The sequence below is a fragment of the Agrobacterium sp. CCNWLW32 genome (genome assembly GCF_037083425.1).
Taxonomy (GTDB): Bacteria; Pseudomonadota; Alphaproteobacteria; order Rhizobiales; family Rhizobiaceae; genus Agrobacterium; species Agrobacterium radiobacter.
The window spans coordinates 83,916-101,392 of the sequence record NZ_JBAOJM010000011.1 but is presented as its reverse complement, the minus strand read 5'-3'; the positions used below and the strand labels follow the sequence as shown (position 1 = coordinate 101,392).

The following is a 17,477-nucleotide window of genomic DNA, read 5'->3' as shown; positions in this document are numbered from 1 at the left end:
TGCGTTCCTCAGCCGTTAAAGGTCTGGTTGTATTTTTCGAGCCACTGCGCGCGGCGCGGAATGATGTATTTCCAGTCCGGCGTGAAGAGGTTCAGCGATTCCATCTTCGCTTCCGGATAGGCAAGGAATTTCGCCGTATCCGCGCCGAACTCGATGCCCTTGACGGAGGGGGCGCTGAGCGTGGCTTCAGACAGCATCTTCTGCACGCCGGGGTCGAGGATGCGGTTGATATAGGCGAGAGCGAGATCGCGGTGCGGCCCGCCCTTGACCAGCGCGATGGAGTTGATGCCGGTGAAAGCGCCTTCCTTCGGGAAGGTCATGTCCAGCGGCACGCCCTTTTTGGTGTGTGGATAAACGGCCTTGGAATATTCGATGCCGCCGAAATCCGCCTGGCCCTGCGCAACCATCATGGTCTGCGCTTCCGCATCATAGATGGAAAGGACGTTCGGCTTCAGGTCGGCAAGTTTCGCCCAGCCTGCATCGGTGGCATATTGCGCTTCTTTCAGCGGTTTGCCGGTCGCAAGTGCGGCCGCCACCATCAGCATCAGAACGCTCTGGGTATTCTTCGGCGTATTCAGAAGCATCCGGCGGGCATATTTCTTGTCGAACATCTGTTCGTAACTTTCGAACGGCTTGCCCGTTGTCGGATTGTAGAACAGGCCGGCAATCGAAATTGCAAAACCGACGCCGAAATTGTCTTCGAAAAGATAACGGGAATAGACGTTCTTGAGGTTGGGGATTTCATCGATCGGCAATTGCTCGATCAGGCCTTCCTCCTTGGCCTGGGGAACGCCGACATCGTCCATCGACATCACGCTATATTGCGGATTTTCGCGGGTGGCGCGCAGCGTGGCGATATTGGCAAGCGTTGCGCCTTCAGTCGTCAGGACCCGGCACTTATATTCCTTTTCGAAGGCCGGGATCACTTCCTTCTTGATCAGCCCGCCCTGTGCCGAATTATAGACGCCGACATACATGGTGCGGTCCTGCGCGGAAGCCGCGGTATAAAAATAGGGTGTGGCGAGCGCGCCTGCGGTGACTGTGAGGAAACTGCGCCGTTTCATGATGATGGTCTTGTCTGTCATTTCCGGTACCCCTCTTGTTGTTGATTTACATTGCCATTGCCCGGCGCAGACCAACCAGCCTGTCGAGGACGAGCACGACGGTAACCGCCAGAACGATGATGATGGTGGACATGGTCGCGACCGAAGGATCAAAGACCGTACCAATCTGGCGATAGAGAACGATGGGCACGGGCAGGTTAGCGGAATCGGCCAGCCACATCGAAACGGGATAATTGTCAAAAGAAACCATGAAGCAGAAGATCGAGCCGGAGGCGACACCGGGCGCGATCTGCGGAAAGATCACCCGCGTGAAGGTTTTCCAGCGGGTGGCGCCAAGCGTGCGCGCCGCTTCCTCGAGGCTGACATTGACGAGCTGGAGGCTGGTCAGCACCGTGCGGATCACATAGGGCGACGTCACCACGGTATGGGCGATGAGAAGCTTCAGCTTGGTATCCATCCAGCCGTAGCCGGAAAAGAGCTGCAGCAGCGCAAGGCCGGTCACCAGCACGGGAAAGATCAGCGGCGAAAGCAGTAGCCCCTTCATCAGCGAGCGGCCGATGAATTTACCCCGGGAGAGCGCGAAGGCTGCGGGAACGCCAAGTGCCAGCGACAGAATGGTGGTCGCCACCGCAAGCGCCGCACTGAAGGTGAGGCCGGCGGTGAATTCCTCGTTCTGCATTACCGCCGCATACCAGCGGAAGGTGAAACCCTGCGGCGGGAAGGTGACGAAATAGCTGTCGGAAAACGAGATGGCGACGACAAGGACGATCGGAGCCAGAATGAAGACCATCATGGCAGCGGTGATCGCATAAAGGACGATGGCGGGTGTGCCGGTCAGCTTGTTGTTCATGATGCACTTGCCTTGATACGACGCCCGCCGAGCAACCTCATCGAGACGGCGTTGATCAGAATGACGATGAAGACGAGGATGGTGGCGATGGTGGCGCCGAACGGCCAGTCATAGACCGCGAGAACCTGCTGTTCGACCATGTTGCCGAGCATTTGCGAGCCGGGACCGCCGATCAAAGCGGGAATGACATAGGATGCGGAGGCGAGCGAGAACACCAGCGTGAAACCCGCCACGAGGCCGGGAAGGCTGAGCGGGAAAGTGATCCGCAGGAAAACTTTCCACGCGGGCGCACCGAGCGTGCGGGCGGCCTGCTGCAGATTCGGATCAATCTTGCCAAGCGCGGACGACAGCGGCAGCACCATCATCGGGAAGAAGATGTGCAGAGAGCCGATGATGACGGCGGCGTCCGAAAAAAGCAGCGTCAACGGGCTATCTATGATGCCCAGATTCATCAGGATGTAGTTCAAGAGACCGGTCGGACCATTGCCCAGAATGAGCTGCCAGCCGTAAGCGCGAACCACGACGCTGACGGCCAGCGGTGCGATGACGATCAGCGTGATGATGCGGGTCGTGACGATATTGCCGCGCACGAGAACGGTCGCGACCGGATAGGCGAGTATAGCCGCGAGAGCCGAAGTGATCAGGCTGATGCGGATCGTCGCCCAGAGCACTTTCTGGTAAAGATCGACCTCGAAAAACCTCACATAGTGTGCAAACGTGAAGGGGGCACCGATCAACCCCTGCGAGTTCTGCGTCATGACGCTGAAGGTCATCAACCGAATTGCCGGCCAGAAGAAAAAGATCGTGAGAAAGATCAGAAGCGGCAGGATGAGTATGCCGGGCGAAAACAGCCGGCGCTCGATGGCTTTCCAGCCGGAAACTCCACGGCGTGGCGGGGCATGTGGTTCCATGATCGCAATATCCGACATCTATACTCCCGTCGCGTTGAATACGGCACGAGGCATCGCGTTGAGCCGAACGAAATCGTCCAGGCCCTATGACTAGAATTTGCTGGGTGTGCTCCCTGTCGAGGTATCCGGTCTTTTGCCGGCCCCTGTCGCATGTTTCTGCATTTTCGCGCCGGTTACCTCTTTGGGTAATATTGTCCGATGCGTCGTTCCCTTGTTGTTGTCAGGAGCTTAGGGGCTAAGCCGACGCGCTGCATAATAGTTTATTGCTCTTAGGTCATCGCATACGAGTATGGACCTGCGCCCTCTCAGAGCGATGCATCAAAATCCCGTATGACCTCACATCGAAGTCGTATTGGGGAAACGGCGGAAATTTCCCGTAACCTCTTTGTCATGCACTGGCACCACGAAGATGCCTGCCTTCACCGTTACAATCGGAAATGATCCATGCCCGCTATCGCCCAACGCCTCAACAACGTCACCGTTTCAGCCTCGCTTGCCATGACCCAGAAAGCCCGCGACCTCGCGGCTCAGGGCATCAAGGTCATCAGCCTGTCGTCCGGCGAGCCGGATTTCCCGACCCCTGCCCACGCGGTTGAAGCGGCGCACGCGGCCGCCGTTGCCGGCGATACGAAATATCCGCCCGCCGACGGAACGCCTGCCCTGCGCGCCGCCATCCAGCGGAAGTTCAAGCGTGATAACAATCTCGACTACGATCCAAGCCAGATTCTGGTGGCGGGCGGCGGCAAGCAGATCATCTTCAACGCCATCATGGCCACCTGCGACCCAGGCGACGAAGTCGTCATCCCCGCGCCGTCCTGGATCAGCTATGCCGATATCGTCAAGTTTTCGGGCGCCGTGCCGGTGCCGGTGGTTTGCCCCGAAAATAACGGTTTCCGCCTGCGGGCCGAAGATCTCGAAGCCGCCATCACCCCGAAAACCAAATGGCTGCTTTTCAACTTCCCAAACAACCCCACCGGCGCCGCCTGCTCGCGAGCGGAAATGAAAGAGATCGCCGAAGTCATGCTGCGGCATCCGCATGTCTGGATCATGACCGACGACATGTATGAGCATCTGATCTATGACGACTTCGAATTCTGCACCATCGCCGAAGTCGAACCGCGGCTCTATGATCGGGTTCTGACCGTCAACGGCGCATCGAAAGCCTATGCCATGACCGGCTGGCGTCTCGGCTTCTGCGGCGGCCCGAAGGACCTCATCAAGGCCATCAGCAACGTCAACACCCAGAACAGCGGCGGTGTCGCAACCATCGTACAGGCTGCCGCCGTCGCGGTTCTCGACGGCCCGCAGGATCTGCTGAAGGAACGCGCCGATATCTACAAGACGCGCCGCGATTTCGTGCTCGACAAGCTCGCCGAAATCGACGGCATCCGCTGCCACAAGCCGGAAGGCGCCTTCTACATCTTCCCGAACATTGGGGCGCTGATCGGCAAGACGACGAAGGGCGGCAAGAAGATCGAGAACGACACCGATTTCGTCATGGCGCTTCTCGCCGAACATCACGTTGCGACTGTGCAGGGTGCGGCCTATGGCTTGAGCCCCTTCTTCCGGCTTTCTTATGCCACCAGCATGGAGAACCTAGCCGAAGGCTGCGCCCGCATCGCCGAATTCTGCAATGGAATGAAATAGGGAGAGCAGCATGGTGGGAGGAAGTGGCCGTGTCATCATGGTTTCCGGCGCATCGCGGGGCCTTGGCCTTGCGATCGCCAAGAGGCTTCACGAAGCCGGTTTCACCGTCGCGGCGGGAGCGCGAAATCCGGCCGCTGTTGCGGTAAAGGACCGGCTTTCAGCTGATCGATACGATGCGGAAGAGGCGGGCTCGGCCGAGGCCTGGGTTGAAGCCGTCGCAACAAGATATGGCCGGATCGACGGTCTGGTAAATTGCGCCGGCATCAACCCGAAGGTCCGGGTCATGGATGCGGGCGAAGAAAGCCTCGACCAGATGTGGCGCATCAACGTCAAGGGGCCCCTGAGGGTAACACGCGCCGCCATTCCCCATCTCGTCAAGTCCGGAAAGGGCAGGGTCATAAATGTCGCCTCGCTGGCGGGACGCCGCGTTGGCTCCAATGTCGGTTATGCAATGACGAAATTCGCCGTCGTCGCCCTCACCCACGGCATCCGCCAGGAATTATGGGACAGCGGCGTGCGCGCTACCGCCCTCTGCCCAGGTTACATCGCGACCGACATGACAGCAGGCGAAACGGAAGTCAGCCGCGAGGATATGACCCAGCCGGAGGATCTCGCTGAAATGGTGCAAACCCTGCTTTGCCTGCCGAACAACCTTTCGGTGGCCGAATTGCTGGTGAATTGCCGCAAGGAATCAATGCTTTAATCTTTTCTGCGCGGTGCAGAATGACTGTGCCGCGCGTAGTTTTAAAACCGGCCTGACCCTTTTATTTCAGGGTCTCCGCCAGTTGCAGCAATATCTCCTTGACGGCCAGCGCAGGCTCGGAGAGCGGCGTATTGTCCGATACGCAGAAGGACAGCGTTTCCTCGATCATCGGGCTGGCGATCTGCCTGACGACGATTTCCTCATTGGATTCCGCCACGATACGATCGGCGATGGCCTTGGGCGTTATGGTCGCGCCAAGCCCGGCATCCACGCCGCGCGCGATGGTTCTTACCGATTCCAGCTCCGCCATGACGATCAGATCCTTGCGGCTGCGGGTGAAAGCGAGATTGATGGCGCGGCGTACGAAATTATAGGTCGGCGGTAGAAGGAAGGGCAGAAACGCCAGATCCGCCACCGTGATCGGCGCGTCGCCCGGTTCCACGCCGAAGCTGCGATGCACGACCAGCACGAATTCCTCACGCAACAGCGGCGTGAACTTGACGCCCCTGATCGGCCCGGTGCCGTGAATCAGGCCCATTTCCAAACGGCCATTCATGATCATCTGGCTATAGGGCTGGCTGACGCTTTCCGTGATGTGCAGCAGAATGCCGGGATGAAGCCGCTTGGTTTCTTCCATCAGACGCAGCGAGAGCGTGGCGGCGCTGCTGAAAGGCGCAAGCCCCACCGACACCTTGCCGGAAAGCACCGCGCCCGCTTCCAGCGCCTCCGCCTGCGCCTGCTCCATCTGTCGCAGAATGACCTGCGCATGCCTGTAGACGACCTTGCCGGCATCGGTCATGACCACGCCCTGCTGGCTTCGTGTCAGCAGTTTCTGGCGGAAATGCTCCTCGATACTCGCCAGTTGCTGGCTAAGCGCCGGCTGGGCAATATGCAGCACATCGGCCGCCCTGGTTATGCTACCCATGTCGACAATCGTGATAAACGATTTCAGGCGCCTGATATCCATCTGCTGTTGATCATCCCATTACTGCTTGCAGGAATAAGATGCTCAATTTGCAGACAAAGTCCATCTTCCATTTCCCCGCCGGCCCCAACAGCGCCGATGGCGAAGGCGTCCAATCAGGCCGCCCTGAGAGAACCCCGATGGACACCCGTTCCCTGACCGAGTTCGAACTGGCCGAGCAGCCGGTTCAGCGCATCGACCTCTGTTGCCAGGGTGTGGCTTGCGGCAGTCATCTCCTCGACCATTGCCGCATTTTTCTGCGTGTCCTGATCCATCTGGTTGACGGCAACGTTGATCTGTTGGAGGCCGGACGACTGTTCCTGCGCGGATTCCACGATCGCGGCGACGTGCCGGTTGATCTCCTGCACTTCGGCAACGATGACATCGAGCGCCTTGCCGGTGTCGCCGACAAGATGCACGCCGTCTTCGACCTGCTGGTTCGACTTTGTGATCAGTGACTTGATTTCCTTCGCCGCGGCGGCGGAGCGTTGGGCAAGCTCACGCACTTCCTGCGCCACCACGGCAAAACCCTTGCCCGCCTCTCCGGCACGCGCCGCTTCCACCCCGGCATTCAACGCCAGCAAATTCGTCTGGAAGGCGATCTCGTCGATCACGCCGATGATGCTGGAAATCTCGTTTGACGATTTCTCTATCCGCTCCATCGCCAGCACGGCCTGCCGTACGACCTCACCCGACCGTTCCGCGCCGATGCGCGTGCGGGAAACGAGCCGGCCCGCCTCATGTGCACGGTTCGCGGCGTCCTTTACCGTTATCGTGATCTCCTCAAGGGCGGCAGCGGTTTCTTCAACGGCCGCCGCCTGCTGCTCCGTTCGCCGCGCCAGATCATCGGACGCCGCCTTGATTTCATTGGCGCCGGCATCGATGCCAGAGGCATTTTCCGATACCCGCAGAAGCGCGTCCTGCAATTTCCCGGCCGAGCCGTTGAAGTCGCTCCGCACCGCATCGAGCTGCTCGACAAAGGGATCGTCTATTCGACAGGACACATCGCCGTCGGCGAGCTTTGCCAGCGCATAGGCCAGGCTGTCGACGGCAAAGCGGATGCTGCTCGCCTCATCGGCGGCCCTGCGTTCCCGGACCGTGCGCTCTTCTTCGCCAAGCGCGCGGTTGCTCTCCGCCTGCTGTTCCAGCGAGGCCTTTTGTCGATTGTTTTCGCGCAGAACGTCAAGCGAGCGGGCAAGATCGCCGATCTCGTCCCTTGTCTCGATATCCTTCAGTGTCAGCTGAAGATTTCCCTGCGCAATCTGGGCGGTCTCATCGATGATGTTGGCGATGCGCCCGATGAACCGCCGCGCGATGAACCATCCCGCCAGCGCCAGCAGCACGGTGGCCGTCACGATCGTCACAGCGGCGTCACGCATCATGGCATGCAGCTGCGCAAGCACTGTTTCTTCCGGCACCGAGATGATTGCGTACCATTTCATGTCCTGGGTAAGCATGACGGGCAAGGCGATGGCGAAGGACTTCGTTCCGTCCTGTGTGGTAATCTCCCGCTCCGCACCGGGATTTGCAATCAGCTGATCCCAGCCAGCGGTCTGCGCACCGCCATCCGCAAGGCTTTTTCCCATGATCGCCGCATCCGGATGGCTGATGATCTTGCCGCCGCCGCTGACGAGACTGACGAAACCCGTTCCCATGGGCCGCATGGTCGAAAGCGCCTTGCCTGTTTCATCAAGCGACAGGTCGAGGCCAGCAACGCCCAGAGGTTTGCCGTCGACCATAACCGGCTTGGCGATAGAGGTGATCAGAACCTCCTTGCCGTCGATTGCATAAGAATAGGGTTCGATGACGACCGTTTTCTTCAGGGTGAAGGGCAATTGATAATAATCGCCCGGGCCTGCGGTGGCATAGTCGGTCAAAGCGGTATTGCTTATTTTGCCGCCGCTGCGTACCCAATAGGGTATGTACCGGCCGGTCGCGTCATGGCCTTCCCTGTTGGCGAAATCCGCGTCCTTACCGTCAAACGCATTGGGCTCCCATCCGGTCCAGAGGCCAAGGATATCGGGGTTATTGGCCAGCATCTGGTGAATGATCTGATCGGCCTTGCCCCGGTCGGCATCACCTGACTGTTTCATCGATTCCAGAACCGAGGCGAGGCTGTTGACGATGTGAATGGTACCGCCGATATTCTTTTCGGTCACTAGCGCTTCGGCATGGGCGATCTGCCGCATACGCTCGAGATTGTTGGCCCTGGTATCCTCCATGGACCGATAAAACAGCACGGCCGAAGCCGTGATCGTCGCAAAGACACCACATGCGGCGACCGCAAAAATATTCCGGCCCGTTGTCGATTTAAAAAGCATGTCCCATCCCTCAAAACTATGCTGCGACGGTAGCGGGAGTTACGGGTGCGTGCGCAACTGTTGGCGACCGGGCTGGAGAGTGAGCTTAAGAAATTAAGTTTAAGATTTACTTTCAATTCTATTTTTCACACGCAATTAAAAAACATCAATACTTTATAAAGTTGCAATATTGAAGTATATACAAGCTATTACGCGATATTTTACCTCCTGCACAGATACTTCTCTGCGCAGGGGCTCTGTTTGATGCAGCGCGGAATTGCGCTCTGCCGAAGCCGGAGACTATTGCGGTAACCTCAAGGCGCTCCAGAAGCCGCGCAACTGTGCGGTCAATTCCGCATAGAGACCATAGCGCCGCCCATAGTGCGAGACTTGCGCAGCATCCGGCTGATAAGCATTCGCGACCCGTGTCATCGCCGCAACCGCCTCCTCATAATCAGGATAAAGCCTAATCGCCACGGCCGCGCCAATGGCCGCGCCGAGTGCGCCCGTCTCGCGCGCCTCCGCGACACGCAGCGGAATTTCCAGAACATCAGCCATGATCTGCGGCCAATGCTGGCTGCGGGAACCGCCGCCGGACATCACGGCGGTTTCCACCGGCAATCCCGCTTCGCGCAGGACACCGATATGGCGGCGATGTTCGAAACACACGCCTTCGAACAGGGCACGCAACATATGGCCCTCGCCATGCCATCCGGCGAGGCCATAAAAGCCGCCCCGAAATTCCGCCCCCAGCCGCGATCCGAAAATGAACGGATGAAAAAACGGATCGTCGGCGCGCGGTGTGACCGAGCCTACCAATTCGTTGCAGTGCTCGAAGGCATGGTCACCATGGTCGCCGCGAACACGATGCACGTACCATTCGAGATTGGCGGCGGAAGTGGCGCTAGATTCGATATTGACATAGCGGTCACGGCCAAAGGTCGTGACCATGAAGACATCGGGACTGATGACCGGCTTGTCTGCGAAAACCTGATTGATGCTCCAGGTGCCAGCGATGATGGAAGCTTCCCCGGCATTGATGACGCCCGACCCCATGGCGCTGGAGACCACATCGAAGAAGCCGCCGATGACGGGTGTGCCTTCGGAAAGCCCCGTCATAGCCGCGGCCTCGCCCGTCACATGGCCGACGATGTCGGCCGATTCCACGAGACGGGGGAAAAACGCGAACGCGTCCTCAAGATCGTAAAGTGACAGAAGCTCGCGGTCGAGCCGCGCTTCCGGCAACGCCAGCAGCCCCGCGCCGCTGAGGTCGGAAATATCATTGGCAAGGCAACCCGTCAGGCGGAAATTGACGAAATCCTTGCAGAACAGGACCGTGCCGATCTGCCCGTATAGATCGGGCGCATGCCGTTTGACCCAGGCAAGCAGGCTGGGTGTTTGCGCAGGCCATGGCCGCTGCAGGCAACGAGCCTGCAACTGCGCTCCGCTTTTCCGGTCAAGCTCGGCCGCCACATCGGCGGCGCGGCTGTCGAGCGACTGAATGCCGATCAGGGGCTTCTGGTTCTTGTCCAGGAGGTAAAGACCATTGCCGTGGCCGGCGCAGCCCACCGCCAGGATGCTGGAGGGATCGACAGAGGATTTTACCAGAAGCTGGCGGATCGCCTCGCAGCCGTTCCGCCATAATTCCTCGAGATCGCGCTCGACATAGCCGGGCTGGGGGAACGTCGAATGTCCATCGATGGCGTGTTGCGCGATCTGCCGGCCCGCCGTGTCGAACAGCACGGCCTTGATGACCGTGTTGCCGACATCGAGACCCAATATGTAATTTTTGTCAGCCACGATTATAGATATCCCATGCTTCCTCACCACCTGCACCCTGATGGATGATGGCCATCAACGCCGCAACGACGGCCTTGGGATTGTCGTGCTGATAGATATTGCGCCCATAGACCATGCCGTTCGCGCCTTCGGCCACCAGAGCCGCCGATTTTGCCAGTACATTGCGCAAGTCCTCACGTCCCCCGCCCCGCACCAGCACCGGGCACCGCGCGGCTTCGATCACCTTGTGAAAATCGCGCGGATCGCTGGTCGGATCGGCCTTGATGATATCGGCTCCCATTTCCGAGGCAAGACGCACCAGCGTGACGATCTTTTCCGCATCGCCATCCACCTGATAACCGCCCCTGATATCATTGGGCAGCATCACCAGCGGCTCGATCATCAGCGGCATGCCGAAACGATGGCAATCTGCCCGCACGCGGCTGATGTTTTCGACGCACTGACGAAACAGGTCCGGCTCGTCCGGCAGCATGAACAGGTTCACGACGACGCAGGCGGCATCCATTTCCAGCGCACCGATGATCGGATCGTGATGGTTCTGTAGCTGCGACCACATCGTTCTGTGGCGCGTGGAATTATAGGGATTGCCCATGTCGATACGCATGACGAGGGCCGGCTTGTCGCGCTCCGACCGCTGCTGCAGCAGATCGGCCTGCCCATAGGCCATCTGGATAGCATCGGGACCGGCCTCGACCAGCCTGCCCACGGTCTGCGCCATATCCTCCAGCCCGACAAGGAAGCTCGGCTCGTTGCAAACCCCGTGATCGATGGCCACATCGAGGCAGCCGCCATTGCGAAACAGCCGGTTCATGCGCGCCTTTTTCGAAATCCGCATCATCATGCATTCTCCTTGCATCTGTGTTGAAGCATTGCCGGCGTGACGCCGTAAAAAGTCTCCAGCTCATGGGTAAGCCGCTGCCGTTCCGCTGCCGCCTGGGTGGTCGGCCAGCCCAGCTCGCGTGCCGCGACGTTCAAGATCGCGTCGATCAGTTCGGCATCGATGACGCCGGTGATGGCGAGCGTCGTACGCCGCAACACGAGATCGGTCAGGTGTCGCACGTGTTCACAGCGGATCAGCCAGATCACCTCCGCGGCCGTTATCGGCGATTTTTCTGAAAGCGGTGCATCATCTGCGCGGTCCCGACAAAAGCCCATCAGATCGAAGGCGCGGGAGCCGTAAGCCAGAGCCAGATGCTCCGCCCGGTCTCCGGCGATCGAGAACTCCTCCGACAGCAGGGCCGGCAGGCTGCCTGCGCCGGCGGGAAAATTCCTGCCGCCGCCGATCGGGCGATCCATGGTGCCTGTCAGTCGTCTGCGTCCAAGAAAGGCCAGAACCTCGTCGGTCACCTGCTCACCAAAGGCTCTGAAGGTGGTCCACTTGCCGCCGATCATGCAGAGCTGTGGCGGATCGCCCGCAACGTGGTGGATGAAATGGCTGCGGGATATTTTTCCGGTAAAGGCGGCATCGCTGCGCGGCAACGGGCGTATGCCGCTGAAACTGAAGACGATGTCGGAATGGTCGATGTCAATCTGCGGAAAGACCTGCCGGATCGCGTCCAGAATATAGTCCCGCTCCTCGGGCTCGCAGCGCACCCGCTCGGGACGATCCACCTTGATATCGGTCGAGCCAGCGAGAACCCGGCCGAGATAGGGAAAGAGGATACAGACGCGATTATCGGCATTCTCGAAAAAGATCATATGGCCGTTCAGGGCCTTGAGAAGCGCGTCGTTGGCGATGATCAGATGTGATCCCTTGGTTCCGGAGACGGTCGGTTTTGCTTTCTCCGCCACTGGTCCGGCGGTCAGCGTGCCAATCGTCTCGTCGATCCATGCGCCGGTCGCATTGACGATGATCCTTGGGCGGATGGGCAGAGTTTCATCCGCGCCCTCCACCCGAAGACGGTACTCATCGCCAAGACGGACAAGTTCGGCATAGTTGAGCGCAATGCTTTGCGGCGCATCGGTACGGGTGTCGATCAGAAGCTCCAGCGCAAGCCGTTCAGGCTGGCTTATCCACGCATCGTAGTAAGTGGCGGAGTATCTGATTTCCGGCGTCAGATCCGGCCAATGCTGCAAAGTCCCGGGCGCGCCTCGAAACGCGTGACGGGGCAGAATACGGTTTTTTCGGGTGACAAAATCATAGAGCATGAGACCCGCCTTGATGGCGAGAGCGCCCCGGCTTGCGGGTTTTCCGCCTGAGCCGGCAAAGGTTGCTGCCGCGTTGAAAAGGCCGCTGAAAGTCGAGAAAATCGGGATCGTGGTCGGCAGCGGACGAACCATATGCGGGGCGAGTCTCAGAAGTGCGTCCCGCTCCCGCAAAGACTCTGCCACGAGGCTGAATTCACCGTTTTCGAGATAACGCAGGCCGCCATGGATCATGCGCGAGGGTGCGGCGCTGCAGCCTGAGGAGAAATCGTTGCGCTCGACCAGCAGCACCCGCAGCCCCTGCAGGGCGAGATCGCGATAGGCGGCAATTCCGTTGATGCCGCCGCCGATAACGACGGCATCAAAATCACCATCGTGCCGGATGCGGCGCAGAGCGTCCTCGCGAAAACTGGGCATAGAAATACCGTTCGCTGGCTGATGACCAGCGTCCCAATGTTGTTGACCGTTTAAAGCGACGTGAGAGACGGGACGAAAATAATGCGCTGTTCGCCTGAAGTCCCATCTCAGCTTACATAATCAGGTATCGAGCCCCACAAGATGCTCCGCGACGCCGGCACTGATGAGCGCCAGTTCACTCTCCGTGAGGCGAAGACGCGCCGCCGCGGCGTTTTCAACCGCCTGAGCCGGATCACGCGCGCCACACAGCGAAAATGTTATGCCGGGCTGCGCAATCGTCCAGGCAATCACCACCTGCGCGACCGAAGCCTCATGGGTGGCCGCCACCGGTTCCAGCACCCCCATCAACCGTGCGATTTTCTGGCGGTTCGCCTGACTGAAGCGCGGATTTCCGTGACGCTGGTCGTCTTCCGCAAAGACCCGTTCAGGCCCGACCTTGCCCGAGAGGAGACCGAGCGCCAGCGACGAATAGCTGAGAACCGAGACGGCATTCTCCAGGCAAAGCGGCAGGAGCGTCGTCTCGATACCGCGCTTCACCATGGAATATTCTTCCTGAATGGCATCCAGCGCGCCGGTTGCGATATAGGCTTCGAGATCGTCCGGCGAAACGTTGCTTGCCCCGATGGAACGGATCTTTCCCTCCTCCTTCAGCCGCACCAAAGCCCCGACCGTCTCGGCAATCGGCGTCGTGGCGTCCTGCCAATGGGTGACGTAATGGTCGATATAGTCGGTTCCGAGCCGTTTCAGGCTCTCTTCGACCTCATGCCGGATGGACGCGGCGCCGAGATAACGGTGAACCGGCTTGCCATCCTGATGGAAGAAATAGGCACCCTCATTCACATGCCAGACAAGCCCGCATTTGGTGACCAGCACCACCTTGTCACGCCTGCCGGCAATTGCCTTGCCGACGATGGTTTCCGCAAGCCCCATGCCATAGGCCGGTGCGGTATCGATGAGGGAAATTCCCGCATCGATGGAGGCCTGTATGGCGGCGATGGATTGCCGCTCGTCGGTGCCACCCCACATCCAGCCGCCGATGGCCCAGGTGCCAAGCCCCACGGCGGATGCGCTGATGGCGCTGTCGCCGATTGTCCGGGTCAATATTGCATTGTCTGTCACGAGGTTTCCCCTCCTTCATGATCCAGTAAATAGCCGGCTATTGCCTCGTCCACGACGAGCGAGGTCAGATAACGGCCGGCAAGCGTGGCAGCCACCGGGCCGGCCTTGATGGCGCCTGCCGCCACGCCGATGATATTCGGACACCGGGCAAGCTGCCCCGGGTCCAGCGCCACCACGCGCGAGTTGAGATCGATCCGCGCCAGCTGCCCGTCCGCCATGGTGAGGTGGGCAAGAAATTCCCCGGCAATGCCCGCATCCACCAGCGCCTGCCCGCCACGGGCGGCATCCGGCAGAAGATCGTAGTAGCCGGAGCCCGGCGCCTCCACCGAACCGATGCCGACCAGCGCCACCTGCGCCTGCCGCGCCAGATCGAAGACCTCGCGGATCGATGCGACGTTCATCAGCAAATCGCGCTGTTCCTCATCCTCGGCAAACAGCGGCGCATGCACGAGCGAGGCGCTGCCGCCGAGCTTTTCCGCCAGCTGCGTGGCGAGATGATTGACATCCGTATAGTGCTTGCCCTGCACGCCGCCCGTCAAAGGCACCACCCGCACATCGAAACGACGCTCCGCCTGCAGATTGTCGACAACCGCGCTCACCGCCTTGCCGCCCGTAATCGCGATCACGTCACCGTCACGGATCGTCTCCAGCAAGTGGTTGGCGGCCACCCGACCCACCATCTGCAAGGCGGTTTCCGGATTATCGGATACCGTCGGTGTGACCACAGACTGCCGGAGGCCGAAACGACGGGTGATCTCGCTTTCGAGGTCCACCAACCGCTGATAGGGGCTGGCAATGGTGATCTTCACCATGCCCGCCTTGCGGCCCGCCGCAATCATGCGGTTCACCTTGGTATGGGAAAGATTGAGCCGCTCGGCGATCTCCGACTGCTTCACACCCTCGATGAAATGCAGCACCAGGACGGAATACATCTGTCTCTGTTGATCGAAATCGTCCTTGATATCCAGCATGATCGTCTTTCTCCAGTTGCCCTTGGGCGTTCAATGGGCGCTCAGCGGCGACGCCTGACCAGATAGTGGTCGAACAGAACCGCAGTCAGCAATATGCTTCCCCTGATGATGTCCTGCCAGTAGACAGACACATTGAGCAAGGCAAGCGAACTGGAAACGACCGAGAGAAGGATCGCCCCAAGGATTGCACCGAGAATGGTGCCCGAGCCGCCCGAAAGGCTCGCGCCGCCGATGACCGCCGCCGCAATCACGTTAAGTTCCATGCCGACGCCAAAGCTCGGCTGGGCAGAACCGAAGCGGGCCATATAGATAACGCCTGCAACACCGCACAGCATCGAACAAAGCGTGGTGGTGGCAAACACGACCCGGCCGACGCGGATGCCGGAATAGGCTGCGGCCTTGGGATTGCTGCCGGTATAGAACACCTTGCGGAAGGCGGTCGTGCGCCGCAGCAGCAGATCGAAAGAGACGACCACCACCGCAAATATGATCAGCACCAGCGGAATGCCGCCAATCACACCCTGGCCGATGAACTTGAATTCGGGCGGCAGGGAATAGAGCCCGAGCGGCCGCCCGCCCGTTGCCAGCAGGCAAACACCGCGCGCAATCACCATGACGCCCAGCGATACGATGAAATGATGCAGGCCGATGACCGTGGTCAGGAATCCCATGGCCATGCCGACCAATGTCGTCAGGCAGATCGCCAGCCCCGCCGCCACCCAGGGATCGACACCGTTAAGGAAAAGCCAGCCGGCCGCCACCATCGCCAGTGCGGTGACGGAGCCGACCGAAAGATCGATGCCGCCCGAGATCAAGAGGATCGTCATGCCAACCACGACAATGCTTTCAATGGCGAAGACCATGGCCATGGCCCGCAGATTGTCCACGGTCAGGAAATAGGGAGATATGAAGGACATCACTGCAAAAAGCGCAAGGATGATGACGATCAGCCCGGTTTCCCGCGCCTTGAGCGCCGGCTCCCACCAGGCGGTGCGGCGAACCGCCGTTTCGGCAAGGCTTGAAGGTGTTTCCGATGTTGCCATTTTCCCGCTCCCTCAGGCCCTTTCCGGGCTATGCACAATATTGATCGATGCAAGCTGCATGATCTTTTCCTCCGTCATGTCTTCGCCCTCGACCTCACCCGTGATCCGTCCCTCGCGCACCACCAGCACGCGATCGCTGACGCCGATAAGTTCCGGCAGTTCCGAAGAAATGACGACCACGCCGACCCCCTCACGCGCCAGTTCCCGGATCTGGCGGTGGATTTCCGCCTTCGCGCCCACATCCACCCCGCGTGTCGGCTCATCCAGAAAGATGACCTCCGGCTCTACCGACAGCATCTTCGCCAGCGCTACCTTCTGCTGGTTGCCGCCGCTCAAGGTCCACACCGCATCGCCAACACTGTTCGCCCGCAATTTCAGCCGACGTCCCAGCTCATCGGCCCGCTTCATCTCCTTGCGCCGTTCGATGAAGCCCATGCCGTTCGATACCCTGCCGATATCGAGCGCGGAGACATTCGAGGCGATGGACATATTGAGGAACAGCCCGTCCCCCTTGCGGTCCTCGGACAGATAGACCAGCCCCTCGCGGATGCTGTCACGGTAGTCTTTCAGCCTCAGCGGCCGGCCACGCAGCGTAACCTCGCCTCTCGGTTTCCCCTCCAGCCGGCAGACCGCCCGGGCGATCTCGCTTCTTCCCGCACCGATCAGCCCTGCCAACCCCAGGATTTCGCCCCGACGCAGATCGAAATTGACATCGAAAACGCGCTTTCCTTCATTCAGGCCACGGACTGAAAGAATGATGTCATCGGATTTCTCGTCGTCCGAAAGCTTTGGCGGGTAGAGCTTGTCGAGCACCCGTCCGACCATGCTGTTGACGACCTCCTCGGGGGAAATGTCGGCAATATTCTCCGTCCTGATATGGCAGCCGTCGCGCATGACGGTGATGCGGTCGCAATGGTCGAAAATCTCCGCCATGCGATGCGAGATATAGATGATGGCAATGCCCCGTTCCGCCAGCCGGTGCATGATCCTGAAAAGCGTCTGGGCTTCGGTCTCGGTCAAAGCCGCCGTCGGCTCGTCAAGGATCAGGATGCGGCAATCCAGCGTCAGCGCCTTGGCGATCTCAACGATCTGCTGTTGCGAAATCGAAAGGTCGCCGGCGCGGCGGGTGGGATCGATATCGCCGATTTCCCGCAGCACGATTGCCGCCTGCCTTTCGAGGTCGCGATAGTTCATGAACCAGGAACGGCTTTGGCCGGTCTGCGACATGAACATGTTTTCGGCGACCGAAATCTCCGGGCAGAGCGCGATCTCCTGATGCACGAAGCCGATGCCAAGCCGGTTCGCCGCATTGGGCGAGGATATCTTGACCGGTTTTCCATCCAGCAGGATTTCCCCACCATCCGGCTGCAGAATGCCGTCGATGATATGCATCAGCGTTGATTTGCCGGCGCCGTTTTCACCCGCCAGTGCGTGGATTTCGCCACGCCGCAGCTCAAATGCCGCATTGCGCAGCGCCCGCACGGGGCCGAACGCCTTGTGAATATTCGTCATGCTGAGGATGACCTCACCCATAACGCCCTCC

At 59.8% G+C, this 17,477-nt stretch carries 14 protein-coding genes; 2 read left to right on the top strand and 12 right to left on the bottom strand.

All coding sequences use genetic code 11. From position 1 onward, the window contains the following. Positions 1 to 8: 8 nt before the first annotated feature. The 3 genes from V6R85_RS20210 to V6R85_RS20200 are packed head-to-tail and all read right to left on the bottom strand — an operon-like array spanning position 9 to position 2,843. A complete protein-coding gene (locus V6R85_RS20210) occupies positions 9 to 1,085 on the bottom strand; it encodes an ABC transporter substrate-binding protein (protein ID WP_003505945.1) in 1,077 nt (358 codons plus the stop codon). Positions 1,086 to 1,110: 25 nt separating this feature from the next. Further along, positions 1,111 to 1,914, bottom strand: a complete 804-nt coding sequence (locus V6R85_RS20205) for an ABC transporter permease (protein ID WP_003505942.1) — start codon at positions 1,912 to 1,914, stop codon at positions 1,111 to 1,113. After that, a complete protein-coding gene (locus V6R85_RS20200; protein ID WP_111834241.1) occupies positions 1,911 to 2,843 on the bottom strand; it encodes an ABC transporter permease in 933 nt (310 codons plus the stop codon). The genes V6R85_RS20205 and V6R85_RS20200 overlap by 4 nt, the downstream gene beginning before the upstream one ends. A gap of 426 nt (positions 2,844 to 3,269) precedes the next feature. Between V6R85_RS20200 and V6R85_RS20195 the strand changes: the two genes are divergently transcribed. Next, positions 3,270 to 4,472, top strand: a complete 1,203-nt coding sequence (locus V6R85_RS20195) for a pyridoxal phosphate-dependent aminotransferase (protein WP_111834242.1) — start codon at positions 3,270 to 3,272, stop codon at positions 4,470 to 4,472. A 10-nt stretch (positions 4,473 to 4,482) separates the two neighbouring features. Continuing rightward, complete coding sequence (locus tag V6R85_RS20190) at positions 4,483 to 5,175, top strand: SDR family NAD(P)-dependent oxidoreductase (RefSeq protein ID WP_112978629.1); 693 nt, start codon at positions 4,483 to 4,485, stop codon at positions 5,173 to 5,175. A gap of 61 nt (positions 5,176 to 5,236) precedes the next feature. On the opposite strand, the gene V6R85_RS20185 is transcribed toward V6R85_RS20190, so the two are convergent. The 9 genes from V6R85_RS20185 to V6R85_RS20145 all read right to left on the bottom strand — a co-directional run bounded on the left by V6R85_RS20185 (position 5,237) and on the right by V6R85_RS20145 (position 17,467). Then, on the bottom strand, positions 5,237 to 6,142 hold the full coding sequence (locus V6R85_RS20185) for a LysR substrate-binding domain-containing protein (protein ID WP_003505935.1): 906 nt from the start codon (positions 6,140 to 6,142) through the stop codon (positions 5,237 to 5,239). Positions 6,143 to 6,255: 113 nt separating this feature from the next. Next, positions 6,256 to 8,460, bottom strand: coding sequence for a methyl-accepting chemotaxis protein (locus V6R85_RS20180; RefSeq protein ID WP_336377170.1), 2,205 nt, complete (start codon positions 8,458 to 8,460; stop codon positions 6,256 to 6,258). 279 nt (positions 8,461 to 8,739) lie between these two features. Continuing rightward, positions 8,740 to 10,239: an FGGY-family carbohydrate kinase gene (locus V6R85_RS20175; RefSeq protein WP_223567283.1), complete on the bottom strand. Its 1,500-nt coding sequence runs from the start codon at positions 10,237 to 10,239 to the stop codon at positions 8,740 to 8,742. Then, entirely contained in the window at positions 10,232 to 11,074 is an 843-nt protein-coding gene (locus V6R85_RS20170) for a class I fructose-bisphosphate aldolase (RefSeq protein ID WP_111782358.1), read from the bottom strand. The genes V6R85_RS20175 and V6R85_RS20170 overlap by 8 nt, the downstream gene beginning before the upstream one ends. A 2-nt stretch (positions 11,075 to 11,076) precedes the next feature. Beyond that, positions 11,077 to 12,801, bottom strand: a complete 1,725-nt coding sequence (locus V6R85_RS20165; protein WP_336377169.1) for a glycerol-3-phosphate dehydrogenase/oxidase — start codon at positions 12,799 to 12,801, stop codon at positions 11,077 to 11,079. Positions 12,802 to 12,921: 120 nt separating this feature from the next. After that, a complete protein-coding gene (locus V6R85_RS20160; RefSeq protein WP_336377168.1) occupies positions 12,922 to 13,920 on the bottom strand; it encodes an aldo/keto reductase in 999 nt (332 codons plus the stop codon). Next, positions 13,917 to 14,891, bottom strand: a complete 975-nt coding sequence (locus tag V6R85_RS20155) for a sugar-binding transcriptional regulator (protein ID WP_003505921.1) — start codon at positions 14,889 to 14,891, stop codon at positions 13,917 to 13,919. Before V6R85_RS20155 ends, V6R85_RS20160 begins: the two co-directional genes overlap by 4 nt. Positions 14,892 to 14,932: 41 nt before the next feature. Further along, positions 14,933 to 15,934, bottom strand: coding sequence for an ABC transporter permease (locus V6R85_RS20150; RefSeq protein WP_003505919.1), 1,002 nt, complete (start codon positions 15,932 to 15,934; stop codon positions 14,933 to 14,935). A gap of 12 nt (positions 15,935 to 15,946) precedes the next feature. Then, positions 15,947 to 17,467, bottom strand: a complete 1,521-nt coding sequence (locus V6R85_RS20145) for a sugar ABC transporter ATP-binding protein (RefSeq protein ID WP_336377167.1) — start codon at positions 17,465 to 17,467, stop codon at positions 15,947 to 15,949. Positions 17,468 to 17,477: the final 10 nt, after the last annotated feature.